Origin of the sequence: Terrabacter sp. Ter38 (assembly GCF_024519435.1) — a bacterium.
Lineage (GTDB): Bacteria > Actinomycetota > Actinomycetes > Actinomycetales > Dermatophilaceae > Terrabacter.
In genome coordinates this window covers 40,424-52,766 of the sequence record NZ_JALJRZ010000014.1, presented here as the reverse complement: position 1 = coordinate 52,766, position 12,343 = coordinate 40,424, and the positions used below count along the sequence as shown (strand labels likewise).

Below are 12,343 nucleotides of genomic sequence, written 5' to 3'. Positions count from 1 at the left end.
GTCAGCCCTTCCGGAACATCGTCAGCATGCGGCGGGTCACGGTGAAGCCACCGAAGATGTTGATGCTGGCCAGGAGCGCGGCGACGAAGCCGAGCACCATGATGACGACACCCTTCGTGCCGCCCACCGAACCGGCCGAGCCGAGCTGGAGCAGCGCGCCGACGACGATGATGCCGCTGATCGCGTTGGTGACGGACATCAGCGGCGTGTGCAGGGCGTGGTGGACGTTGCCGATGACGTAGTAGCCGATGACGACGGCGAGCGCGAAGACGGTGAAGTGCCCGAGGAAGCTCGGCGGAGACACGGCGGCCACCGCCCCGAAGACGACGGCGCCGATCGCCATCCCGGCATACCTGCGCCGTGGATCCTTGGGCGGCTCAGGCTCTTTCACGATCTTCGTGCCGGACGCCGTCTGCGCGACCGGGGCCGCGCTCACCTGGATCGCGGGCGGCGGCCACAGCAGCTCACCGTCGCGCGCCACCGTCATGTTGCGTTGCACGACGTCGTCGAAGTCGAGGACGAGCTCGCCGTCCTTGCCCGGCGTCAGGAGCTTCATGAGGTTGACGAGGTTCGTGCCGTAGAGCTGCGACGCCTGAGTGGGCAGACGGGCCGCGAGGTCGGTGTAGCCGATGATCGTCACGCCGTTGTCGGTGACGACCATCTCGTCGGCGACCGCGCCCTCGACGTTGCCGCCGTTGGCCGCCGCCATGTCGACGATGACCGAGCCGGGCTTCATCGAGGCCACCATCTCGCCGGTGATGAGCCGTGGCGCGGGACGTCCCGGGATGAGCGCCGTCGTGACGATGATGTCGACGTCGGGCGCCTGGGCGGCATACAGCTCCGCGGCCCGCCGGTTGTACTCCTCGCCCATCTCCTTGGCGTAGCCGTCGCTCGACGTGGCTGCGGCATCGACCTCGGGCATCTGGACGGCGAGGAAGTCGGCGCCCATGGACTCGACCTGCTCGGCCACCTCGGCGCGGGCGTCGGTCGCGCGCACGATCGCGCCGAGCGAGCGTGCCGTGCCGATCGCGGCGAGGCCCGCCACACCGGCCCCCGCGACGAGCACCTTGGCGGGCGGCACCTTGCCCGCTGCCGTGACCTGTCCTGTGAAGAACGAGCCGAACTCGTGGGCGGCCTCGACCACGGCCCGGTAGCCGGCGATGTTGGCCATCGACGACAGGACGTCGAGGGACTGGGCCCGGCTGATGCGCGGCACGGCGTCCATCGCCATCGCGGTGACGCCCGCGGCGCGCAGCTTCTCGACGAGGTCGGGGGTGATGGCCGGCGCCAGGAGCGACACGAGGACGGTGCCCGGCCGAAGCCGCGCGACCTCGGCGTCGGAGGGTGCGTTGACCTTGTGGACGATCGGGGAGCCCCACGCCTCCTCGGCTGTGACCACACGAGCCCCGGCGGCGGCATACGCCTCGTCGGAGAAGCTCGCCCGCTCCCCCGCCCCGCTCTCGACGGCGACGTCGTAACCGAGTCCGACGAGCTGTTCGATGGTCTTGGGCGTCGCGGCTACACGTGTCTCGCGGGCGCGGGTCTCACGGGGGACACCGATCTGCACGCTGGGCTCCTTCGTGCGGAGGGCTGTGGGCACTGGTTCACGAACCTAGGGCACGACGCACGGGTAACGGCAGGTCTGCCGGGCACATCACACAAAAGACACGCCACCGGGCCCGACCGTCTCTGATCGTGGGCAGTCACGGCGTCCCAGGGGTTGCGTCGGTGACCTCGACGTGAACCCGGAGGGTCAGTGCGAGGGCGCCCGACTACCGAGGCTGAACACCTCGCGCGGCGGCTTCTGGTCGGACTCGAGCCGTCGGTACGCGCTCGGCGTCGTCCCGACCTCGGCGAGGAACTGACGGTTGAAGTTGGCCATGTTGTGGTAGCCGCTCAGCTCGGCCACCTGGGCGACGGAGTGATCGGTCGTGTCGAGCAGGCGTCGGGCAGAGCTTGAAGAGGTGGCCGAGCTGCTCGACGCCCTGACTGTGGACGCAGGCGACGATCATCTCGGCGGCCCGCCAAGCCGTGGCTCCGGAGAAGACGATCCCACGGGTCGAGAGCTGGAGCACCTCCGTCACCCCGGCCAGCTCCGGCAGGTGCTCCATCGCCGCATGGATCCACTCGTCGCTGAACTGGATGACCGCGTCGCGGTCGACCGCCGTGGCCCGCTCCGCGGAGGGCGCCGACGAGCAGTGCGAGCCGATCGAGGTCGTCCACCGCGTCAAGGAGCGGGTCATGGCGGCAGCCGCGCAGCAGGCCACCGACCCGCTCCCCTTCCTCCGCGATGGGGACCTCTTCGGCGACCTCGTCGACGACGAGCGCTTCACCTCGGTGTTCACGCGAGCCCTGTAGGCCTTGCACACCAGGGGCGCTCGGGAGACCCTGCAGTCATGGACCGGGCAGAGCAGCACGACGTGACCGATGGACGCACCCTCGTGGCGGGGGTCGACAGCTCGACCCAGTCGACGAAGATCGTCGTCTGCGACGCCGAGACGGGGAAGGTCGTACGCACGGCCCGGGCCCCGCATCCCGACGGCACGGAGGTGCACCCCGACCTGTGGTGGGAGGCCTACGAGCAGGCGGGCGGCGACGGCGTCCTCGACGGGGTGGCCGCCATCGCCGTCGGCGGTCAGCAGCACGGCATGGTGACGCTCGACGAGCGCGACGCGGTCGTGCGGGACGCCCTGCTGTGGAACGACACCCGCAGCGCCGGGGCGGCCCGGGACCTCACGAGCGAGCTCGGCGGCGTCGGTGCGTGGGTCGACGCCGTCGGCCTCGTCCCCGTCGCCAGCTTCACGGTCACCAAGCTGAGATGGCTCGCCGAGCACGAGCCCGAGCACGCCGCGCGCGTGGCCCGGGTCGTGCTGCCCCACGACTGGCTGACCGGTCGGATCCTCCAGCAGGGCAATGGTTTCGAGCGCTGGAGCACGGACCGCGGCGACGCGTCCGGCACCGGCTACTGGTCGGCCGCCGACGGCCACTACCGACTCGACCTGCTCGACCTGGCCTTCGGGCGGACCCTCCAGGTCCCCGAGGTGCTCTCTCCCGCCGAGGCTGCCGGTCGGACGGCCCAGGGCCTCCTCGTCGCGGCCGGCACTGGCGACAACATGGGTGCCGCCCTCGGCCTGACCCTCCACCCCGGTGACGTCGTCGTCTCGCTCGGGACGAGCGGCACGGTCTTCACGCCGCACGGCTCCGCGATCCGCGACGAGACCGGTGCCATCGCCGGCTTCGCCGATGCGACCGGTCACCACCTCCCGCTCATGTGCACCCTCAACGCTGCACGGGTGCTGACCGCGACCGCATCGATGCTCGGTGTGGACCTCGCGGACCTCGACCGTCTCGCGCTGCAGGCGGTCCCGGGCGCCGGCGGCCTGACCCTCCTGCCCTACCTCGACGGCGAGCGCACCCCTGACCTCCCCGAAGCGACTGGCACGCTGAGCGGGCTCACCCGCACGAACGCGACGCCCGAGAACCTCGCCAGGGCCGCGGTCGAGGGGATGCTGTGCAACCTCGTCGCGGGGGTCGACGCCCTCCGTGACCACGACGTCGAGGTCGGACGCATCCTGCTCATCGGTGGAGCGGCCGCCTCACGGGCGGTCCGCGAGATCGCGCCGGGCCTCTTCCGCGCGCCAGTCGTCGTGCCGGCACCGGCCGAGTACGTCGGCGTCGGCGCCGCACGCCAGGCCGCGTGGGCGCTTTCGGGAGAGGCGGACCCACCGACGTGGGCCCTCGCGATCGACTCGGAGTATGCCCTCCCGCCGGGCGACGCGCAGGCGCACGCCGACGTCGTGGCGCGCTACGAGGAGCTCGTCTCCCGCACCCACGGGGTCTGAGCCGCCGCGCTGTCGGACGCGGGCGCCAGCCGTCAGGCGAGCGCCTTCGCCTTGAGCGCCGCGAACTCGTCGGCCGAGATGGTGCCCGAGTCGAGCAGCTCCTTCGCCTTGGCGATCTGCTCCGGTGCCGAGGTGCTCGTGGCGCCCGCGACGGCACGGACGTACTCGTCCTGCGCCTGACGTGACTCGGCGTACTTCTTCGTCGAGCGCTCGTTCATGCCGCGTCCGCGCACGATGAGGTAGACGATCGCGGTGATGAACGTGAAGAAGATGAGGCACACCACCCACAGCGCCTTCATCCCTCCGGAGACCTGGGGGTCACGGAAGAGGTCGGCGACGATCGAGAAGAGCACCAGGAGGTAGGTCGCGAACGCGAAGAAGATGACGATGAACCAGACGATGTCCCAGAACGACATGGGCGACCTTTCTCGGAGGACAGCACACGTCGGTGTGCTCACTCCCATGGTCGCGACCGGTCGGCCGGCCCAGCATCATCCGCACGGGGTGACTGCGCGGCCCCACGCCGTCAGCGGTACTCCGGGTTGTGCCAGCCGAAGTGCTCGCCGGTGTTCCACGCCGACCGCTGGTTGCCGTATGCCGGCACGCCCCCCGCATCGTGGAGCATCCGCGCGAGGTGCATGAGGTTCCACGTCATGAACGTCGTGTTGCGGTTGGTGAAGTCGTTCTCGGGGCCACCGCTGCCGGGGTCGAGATAGCTCGGCCCCGGGCCGGCCTCGCCGATCCAGCCCGCGTCGGCGTTGGGCGGGATCGTGTAGCCGACGTGCTGGAGGCTGTAGAGGACGTTCTGCGCGCAGTGCTTGATGCCGTCCTCGTTGCCGGTGATGAGGCAGCCGGCGACCCTGCCGTAGAAGAGGTACTGGCCCTGGTCGTTGAGCATCCCGCTCAACGAGTAGATGCGCTCGACGAAGCGCTTCGTGACGCTCGAGTTGTCGCCGAGCCAGATGGGCCCGGCGACGACGAGGATCTGGCTGTCGAGGATGCCGGGGTAGAGGTCGGGCCACGCGTCGCTCTCCCAGCCGTGCTCGCGCATGTCGGGGTAGACGCCGGTGGCGACGTCGTGGTCGACGAGGCGGATCTCGTCGACCACGACCCCGTGCTCGCGCATGATGGCGGCACTGGCGTCGACGAGCCCCTGGGTGTGGCTCGGCTCGGGGCTCTTCTTCAGCGTGCAGTTGACGTAGGTGGCCTTGAGGCCGGTGAAGTCCCAGTCGGTCATGGAGTCGACTGTCCTCCGTGGCGGCCCGCCGTCGCAATGGCCCGGATGTGACGAGGTGCTGACGTCCTCGCGGTCGTCAGCACCTCGTCGATCACGTCGCCGCACGTCGGGTCAGCGCCGGGTGAAGCCCATGACCTTGCGGATCAGCAGGATGGCGATGACGCTCGCGGCGGCCCCGAAGACCCCGCCCAGGGCCTCGTACGTGAGGCTCGTCTGGAGCGATGAGACCAGGGCGTCCATCGAGTCGGGCTGCTCGAGTCCGTCCTGGGCGCGGCGCCCCAGCATCGCGAGGACGACGTTGGCGAACGGGATGAACCAGCCACCGATCGCGAGCCCGGTGCCGCGGGTGACCGGAGGAGCGACCCGACACGACGCGCCGTGCCGCGTGCCGACACCGGCCCGCCTCGGCGGTCACATCTGCTCGGGCGACTCCAGTCCGAGCAGGTCGAGACCGGTCGTCATGACCCGGAAGACGAGCGCGCACAACGTCAGTCGCGACTCCTTGACCTCGTCGAGCTCGGCCTTGAGCACCGGACAGTTCTCGTAGAACGCCGAGAACGCCTGCGCCAGCTCGAAGAGGTAACCGGCGAGCCGGTGCGGCTCGTAGGTGTCTCCGACCTCGGCGACGACGTCACCGAAGCCGAGCAGGTGCGTCGCGAGGGCGCGCTCGTGTGGCTCGCCGAGCAGGATCGGCGCGTGCTGGGCGGCCGGGTCGAGCCCGATCTGGCGGAAGATCGACCGGACGCGGGCGACGACGTACTGGAGGTACGGACCGGTGTTGCCGGTCAGCGCGACCATGCGGTCGAGGTCGAAGACGTACTCGCTGTCGTGCGCGACGGACAGGTCGGCGTACTTCACGGCGCCGATGCCGATCTGCCGGGCGATGGTGGCGCGCACGGTCTCGTCGAGGTCGGGCCGCGTGCCGTCGATGACGGTCCGGGCCTTCTCGACGGCCTCGTCGAGCAGGGCCATGAGCCGCAGCGGCTTGCCGGAGCGCGTCTTGAGGATCTTGCGGTCGTCGCCGAGCACGTTGCCGATCTGGACGTGGACGGGCACGACGTCGTCGGGCAGCCAACCGGCCTTGCGCGCGGTGTCCCACACCATGTTGAGGTGCAGGGCCTGCGGGGCGCCGATGACGTAGAGCACCCGGTGCGCCTTGAGGTCCTCGACGCGGTGCTTGATCGTCGCCAGGTCGGTCGTGCCGTAGTTGTAGCCGCCGTCGCTCTTGCGGATGATGAGCGGCACCGGCTTGCCCTCGCGCCCGGTGTAGCCGTCGAGGAAGACACACAGGGCGCCGTCCGAGACGGTCGCGATGCCCTTGGCCTCGAGCTCGGCACAGAGGTCTGCGAGCACCTCGTTGTAGGTGGACTCGCCGGCGAGGTCGTCGTCGGTCAGCGTGATGCCCAGCGTCGAGTAGATCTTGTTGAAGTAGATCTTCGACAGGTCGACGAGCTCACGCCACAGGGCCAGGGTGTCGGGGTCGCCGGCCTGGAGCTTGACGACCCGGGTGCGGGCCCGCACGTTGAAGTCGCCCTCGCTGCCGGCCGGCTCGGCCTTGTCGGCGCCGTCGAACTTGACCCGGGCCGCCTGGTAGAAGGCGTTGGGGTCGGTGACGAGGAGGTCGGCCTCCTCGGAGTCCCGACCGACGTCGAGCAGGTGCTCGATGAGCATGCCGAAGGGTGTGCCCCAGTCACCGATGTGGTTCTGCCGGATGACGTGGTGGCCGAGGTGCTCGAGGGTGCGGGCCAGCGAGTCGCCGACGACGGTCGTGCGCAGGTGCCCGACGTGCATCTCCTTGGCGACGTTGGGTGCGGAGTAGTCGATCGGGATGTTCTGTGTGGCCTGCAGCACCACACCGTTGCGCTCGTCGGCCTCGACGTCCTGCAGCAGCCCGGCGATCCACGAGCTCGAGAAGGTGAGGTTGATGAAGCCGGGGCCGCTCACCTCGACGGAGTCGCACACGTCGTCGAGGTCGAGGGCGTCGACGATCCTGGCCGCGACCTCGCGCGGCGGGAGGCCGACCTTCTTGGCGAGGGCGAGGGCGGCGTTGACCTGCACGTCGGCGAACTGCGACGGGCGCAGCACCGGGTCGGCCTCGCGGAAGTCGTCACCGAGGGCGGCGGCGATCGCGGACTGGACCTTGGGCGTGAGCGCGACGAGCGGGGAAACCATGCCGGCAAGTCTATTTGCGCCGACCGGGTGCCCGCGCCACCGTTTCGGGTCGGCCCCACCGAGGGCGTATGCCGTGTCGCCCGGACCGCGAAGAGGCGCGGTCCCGTGTTGGGGGGCCCGGACGCGATCGTGGCCACGTGCACAGCGTGGTGCACGTGGCCACGGACGCGAGGGTCCGTCAGGGAGCGGTCACTCGCCCTGGCGACGGAAGCCCGCTCGACGGGCGGCGTCCTCGCTGTAGAACCACACGTCGGGCTCGACGTCGTCGTAGCCGGCGTCGTCAGGTCCGACGAACGTCGTGCCCTCACGGGTGCCCTTGACGGCGTGGCCGAGCGGCTGGGCGCCGTCCGCGAGCGGGGCGGCCGAGCCGAGGCCGAAGCCGCCGTCGACGACCTCGTCGAAGCCTGAGACTCGGCGCCCGGGAGCGGAGTCCTCGGTGGAGTCGCTGGGCGTCCCGGCGTCCGCGGGCTCGGCGAGCTCGTCGTCCTCGTCGCTCTCGTGCGAGTGCGGCGCCATGTCCACGTCGAGCCCGGCGTCCGCAGCGTCGCCGTCGACGTCGGCGCCCTCCTCGAGACCGCGCTCGCCGGGGGTCGTCGCCCACGGCTGGCCGCGGTGGTCGCCCGGGTCGTCGGTCGGGATGCCGCCGTCGGTCACGACGTCGTCGCGCTCGTCCAGGGCCGGGACCGACACCTCGCGCGGCTCCTCGGCGTCGGCCACGGGCGGCGTGTAGTCCTCGTCGGTGCCATCAGTGGCGTCAGTGGTGTCTGTGGGGCCGGTGGCGTCGGACTGGGTGTCGCTCACGGTCGTGGACCTTTCGTCTGAGGGCTGCTCCGTCGCAGTCCCAGTACCCGCTGGGTCCTCCGTCGACGCGTCCGCGACGTCGTCGTGCGCGACGGCTGCCGTGCCGGCGACGGCGGCGTCGCTGGTGGCGACCTCCGTGACGGCGCCCGAGTTGTCGACGTCGTCGTCACGGTTGCCATCACGGTGGACATCACGGTCGTCGTGGCTCGCTGCGGCCGCCCCCACGGCGGCGGTACCCATGGCAGCGCCGCCGAGCGCAGACGAGCCCGGGTCGTCCGTGGTCCCGTCCGTCGCGTCCTCGTGCACGTTCTCGTCGGCACCCGTCCCGGCACCCGTCCCGGCACCCGTCTCAGCACCTGTGTCGGCAGCGTCGGTCTCGGTCGGTGCCCAGCTCGTCGAGGCGGGGGCGGTGTCGTCGGTCTCGTCGCCGTCGTCGGCGCGGCCAGTGACCTCGGGCTCGTCCGAGGCGTAGGAGGACGCGTCCCCCATCCGCTCGTCGGCGAGGTCCGCGTCGCTCGCGAGGTCGGGGCTCTCGCCGGACGAGACGTCCTCGGAGGGAGTCCAGGCGGGCTCGTCCGCGTCCCGGGTGTTAGACGTCTCGTCGTCCACCGGTGCGACCGCGGCCGAGTCGATCGGCTCGGACGCCACGCTCGTCCCGTCCTGCTCGTCGGTCGCCGCGGCGTCCGAGGGAGCGAAGGGGTTCTCGGCGTCGGCGAGGTCGTCCTCGTCGTCGTCGTGCGCGAACGCCGCGGCCCCGACCGCTGCCGCACCGGCAGCGCCGGCGCCGGCCGCACCAGCAGCGCCGGTACCGCGCGGCGGCTCCTGACCGGGAAGGCGGTTGCCGGCGTCGTCGACGCGGTAGCCCTCGTCGTCGGTGGCGACGTCGGGGTCGATACGGTCGGCCTCCCGCTCGAGACCCGCGTGCTCGGTGCGAGCGGACTCCGCGGAGGCGCGGTGCGCCTCGGCCTGCTCCTCGAGCCGCCGCGCTTCCGCGGCGACTCGCTCGGCCTCGGCGGCCTTGCGTTCGGCCTCGGCGCGCGCATCGGCAGCCATCGCGGCCGTCACCGATGCGCGGTCCTCGGTGTCCTGCACCTCGGGCAGTCGCTCGTCGACCTTGGCTCGCAGCTCGCCGGCCTCGAAGCGTCGCGCCTCGACCTCGCGACGCCGCCCTGCCGAGACGAACAACCAGATGATCACTGCAATGACGACGATCGCCACCACGATCCACAGAATCGTCTTGCCTGTGTCGGACATGCCATCCCCTTACGGATTACGGGCCCTCACGACCACTTCCCCCGAAACCTACTGCGCTGGGGGACCTCTGCGGCATCCAGCGCGCCGACGTCGTCCTCGACGTACCCCGAACCCTCGGGACGACCGCCCGGTTCACACCCCCACGAGCGCGCGAATGCCGTCCGGCGGCCGGACGGCATACGCCATCGGTCCCGTGGCGGCAGTCCCGATGGCTGCTCGTCCACGCGAATCCCGTTGCTCCGCGGTCCCCCTCGGGTCCGCTCGCGGCTCTCAGACGAGTCCGAGCTTCTTCGCCGTGGTCTCGCGCATCTCGACCTTGCGGATCTTGCCCGTCACGGTCATCGGGAACTCGTCGACGATCTCGACGTAGCGCGGGATCTTGTAGTGCGCGAGCCGACCGCTGCAGAACTCGCGCAGGGACTCGGCGGTGAGCGGGGTGGCGCCCTCCTTCATCCGCACCCACGCGCACAGCTCCTCGCCGTACCTCTCGTCGGGGACGCCGATGACCTGCGCGTCGAGGATGTCGGGGTGGGTGTAGAGGAACTCCTCGATCTCGCGGGGGTAGACGTTCTCGCCACCCCGGATGACCATGTCCTTGATGCGTCCGGTGATCTCGACGTAGCCGTCGTCGTGCATGACGCCGATGTCGCCGGTGTGCATCCACCCGTCCTCGATGGCCTCAGCGGTCTTGTCGGGCTGCTCCCAGTAGCCGAGCATCACCGAATAGCCCTTCGTCATGAACTCGCCGGCCTTCCCCCGGGGCAGCGTCTCGCCGGTCACCGGGTCGACGATCTTGATCTCGAGGTGCGGGCCGACCCGGCCGACCGTGCCGACCTTCTGCTCGAACGTGTCGTTCGTGCGGTTCTGGGTCGAGACCGGCGACGTCTCGGTCATGCCGTAGCAGATCGTCATCTCCTCGATGCCGGCCGCGATGAGCTGCTTCATCAGCTCTGCAGGACAAGGGGATCCGGCCATGATGCCGGTGCGCACCGTGGACAGGTCGTAGTCCGCGAACGAGGGGAGGTTCCACTCGGCGATGAACATCGTCGGCACGCCGTAGAGCGAGGTGACCTTCTCGTCCTGGGTGGCCTGGAGGGTCAGCGCGGGGTCGAAGCCCGGCGCCGGGATCACCATGCACGAACCGTGCGTCGTGCACGCGAGGTTGCCCATGACCATGCCGAAGCAGTGGTAGAAGGGCACCGGGATGCAGACGCGATCGGCCTCGGTGTAGTCGCACAGCTCGCCGACGAAGTAGCCGTTGTTGAGGATGTTGCGGTGGCTCAACGTCGCGCCCTTCGGGAATCCCGTGGTGCCCGAGGTGTACTGGATGTTGATGGGGTCGGTGTTCGAGAGTCCCGCCTGGACGCGCGCGAGCTCCTCCGGAGCGACGTCGTCGGCACGAAGGACGAGCTCGGTCCAGTCGGACGTCCCGATGTAGACGACGCGCTCGAGGCCGTCGACCTCGTCGCGCACCTCGTCGACCATCTGCCGGTAGTTGCTCGACTTGAAGGCTTCGGCTGCGACGAGGGTCGAGATGCCGGCCTGCCCGAGGACGTACTGCAGCTCGTGGGACCGGTAGGCCGGGTTGATGTTGACGAGGATGGCCCCGATCTTGGCCGTCGCGTACTGCACCAGCGTCCACTCGGAGCAGTTCGGCGCCCAGATGCCGACCCGGTCGCCCGTGCCGACGCCGACGGCGAGCAGCGCGCGGGCCAGTCGGTCCACGTCGTCCCGCAGCTCCGCATACGTCCACCGGCGCCCCTGCGTAACGTCGACGAGCGCCTCACGTTCGCCGAACCGCGCGGCCGTCGCGTCGAAGTTGTCACCGATCGTCGCCTCGAGCAGCTGGGTGTCGGTCTCGCCGCGGGTGTGCGAGAGGGTCGGGTCGAGCGGTGCGGGTGGTGCGGCGGTCATCGATGGCCTCCCGGCGTGCGGCGATGGACGGTCTCACCACACCCAACCCCGGCACGACCCGAGGCACAAGGGAAAGCCCGCGAGGTGGAGCGAACTCACATGGTGCGCCCACTGGACGTGCCCGTCGGGTATGTCACGCTCCGTCGACCGGAGGCGCAAGCGCCCCCCGGTGGATCTCGTAGACCCGGGCCTGCCCCGGTGAGTCGGGGTCGTCGACGATCGGCTGGTCGGACATGAACTGCCGGATGACGTTGGCCAGCTCACCCGGGTGGCTGAAGTTGATGGCGTGGGCGGCCCCGTGGATGACGACGAGCAGGACCGAGTTGTCGATCTGCCCAGCCACCTCCTTGACCCGCGGCGGCGCGGGCATGAGCGGGTCGGCGCTCCCGAGCACGACGAGGGTCGGGATGTGCAGCTGCAGCAGGCGGTCGAGCGCCGGGTAGCGGGTCAGGGCGCGGAACATGCGCAGCGTGCTCGGCACCCCGAACCTCAGATAGTCCGGCACGGCCACCTGCATGAGCCCCAACGGCTCGCGTATGCCGTCCCGCGCGAGCTGCTTCAGCGCCCGGCCCAGTGGCTGGTTGTGGAGCCCGCCCGCGGGCGCGACGAGCACGGCCCGCTCGAGACGTTCGGGGTAGAGGTGGGCGAACTCGCAGATGACGGCGCAGCCCATCGAGTTGCCGACGAGCGTCACCTTCTCGATGCCACGGTCGTCGAGGAACGCCGCTGCCGCCTGGGCGAGCTCGGGCACGTCGAGCGGTTGACGCGGCCGGCCGCTGCGCCCGAATCCGGGGAGGTCGGGCACGAGCGTCCGGAACTCGCCGGCGAGCAGCTCGGCCGTCGGGAGCAGGTAGCGGCCCGAGAGCCCGAAGCCGTGCAGGTGCATCATCGGAGACGAGTCCGGCGGCCCTGGCGACTCGCGGTAGAAGACCTTGACGCCGTCGTTCGACGTCCATCGCTCGACGAGCGACCCCGCGGCCACGAGTCAGGCCTGCCCGAGCAGGGACGAGCTGCGCCACGTCCAGGACCGCGAGGATCGGACGGACGCCGGTACGGCTGGGTGAGTCGGCACGGGACCAGAGTCCGCCGCCGCACCTCTGGCCGCGTCACCCCCACAGGATGA

At 70.6% G+C, this 12,343-nt stretch carries 11 protein-coding genes; 2 read left to right on the top strand and 9 right to left on the bottom strand.

Going from position 1 to position 12,343, the window contains the following annotated elements:
• Position 1: 1 nt before the first annotated feature.
• Together NR112_RS21125 and NR112_RS21120 are read right to left on the bottom strand one after the other, a co-directional pair.
• Positions 2–1,567 (bottom strand): Re/Si-specific NAD(P)(+) transhydrogenase subunit alpha, encoded by a 1,566-nt coding sequence (locus tag NR112_RS21125; RefSeq protein WP_256796245.1) that lies wholly within the window; start codon positions 1,565–1,567, stop codon positions 2–4.
• 186 nt (positions 1,568–1,753) lie between these two features.
• Complete coding sequence (locus NR112_RS21120) at positions 1,754–1,909, bottom strand: helix-turn-helix domain-containing protein (RefSeq protein WP_256796244.1); 156 nt, start codon at positions 1,907–1,909, stop codon at positions 1,754–1,756.
• Positions 1,910–2,142: 233 nt separating this feature from the next.
• Here NR112_RS21120 and NR112_RS21115 point away from each other — a divergent pair, with 233 nt between their 5' ends.
• Positions 2,143–2,358 carry a hypothetical protein gene (locus NR112_RS21115; protein ID WP_256796243.1) on the top strand — a complete coding sequence of 72 codons (216 nt, stop codon included), beginning with the start codon at positions 2,143–2,145 and terminating at the stop codon, positions 2,356–2,358.
• Positions 2,359–2,396: 38 nt separating this feature from the next.
• A complete protein-coding gene (gene xylB / locus NR112_RS21110; RefSeq protein ID WP_256796242.1) occupies positions 2,397–3,842 on the top strand; it encodes a xylulokinase in 1,446 nt (481 codons plus the stop codon).
• 32 nt (positions 3,843–3,874) lie between these two features.
• Here xylB and NR112_RS21105 read toward each other — a convergent pair whose 3' ends face one another.
• The 7 genes from NR112_RS21105 to NR112_RS21075 form a co-directional block, all read right to left on the bottom strand.
• Positions 3,875–4,258, bottom strand: a complete 384-nt coding sequence (locus NR112_RS21105; RefSeq protein WP_256796241.1) for an SHOCT domain-containing protein — start codon at positions 4,256–4,258, stop codon at positions 3,875–3,877.
• A 110-nt stretch (positions 4,259–4,368) separates the two neighbouring features.
• Positions 4,369–5,079, bottom strand: a complete 711-nt coding sequence (locus NR112_RS21100) for a flavodoxin family protein (protein ID WP_256796240.1) — start codon at positions 5,077–5,079, stop codon at positions 4,369–4,371.
• 111 nt (positions 5,080–5,190) lie between these two features.
• On the bottom strand, positions 5,191–5,364 hold the full coding sequence (locus NR112_RS21095; RefSeq protein ID WP_256796239.1) for a hypothetical protein: 174 nt from the start codon (positions 5,362–5,364) through the stop codon (positions 5,191–5,193).
• Positions 5,365–5,490: 126 nt separating this feature from the next.
• Positions 5,491–7,251 (bottom strand): arginine--tRNA ligase, encoded by a 1,761-nt coding sequence (argS, locus tag NR112_RS21090; RefSeq protein ID WP_256796238.1) that lies wholly within the window; start codon positions 7,249–7,251, stop codon positions 5,491–5,493.
• Between the two features lie 189 nt (positions 7,252–7,440).
• On the bottom strand, positions 7,441–9,306 hold the full coding sequence (locus NR112_RS21085; RefSeq protein WP_256796237.1) for a hypothetical protein: 1,866 nt from the start codon (positions 9,304–9,306) through the stop codon (positions 7,441–7,443).
• A gap of 270 nt (positions 9,307–9,576) precedes the next feature.
• Positions 9,577–11,220, bottom strand: coding sequence for an AMP-binding protein (locus NR112_RS21080; protein ID WP_256796236.1), 1,644 nt, complete (start codon positions 11,218–11,220; stop codon positions 9,577–9,579).
• Positions 11,221–11,353: 133 nt separating this feature from the next.
• A complete protein-coding gene (locus tag NR112_RS21075; RefSeq protein ID WP_256796235.1) occupies positions 11,354–12,202 on the bottom strand; it encodes an alpha/beta fold hydrolase in 849 nt (282 codons plus the stop codon).
• Between the last annotated feature and the right edge of the window lie 141 nt (positions 12,203–12,343).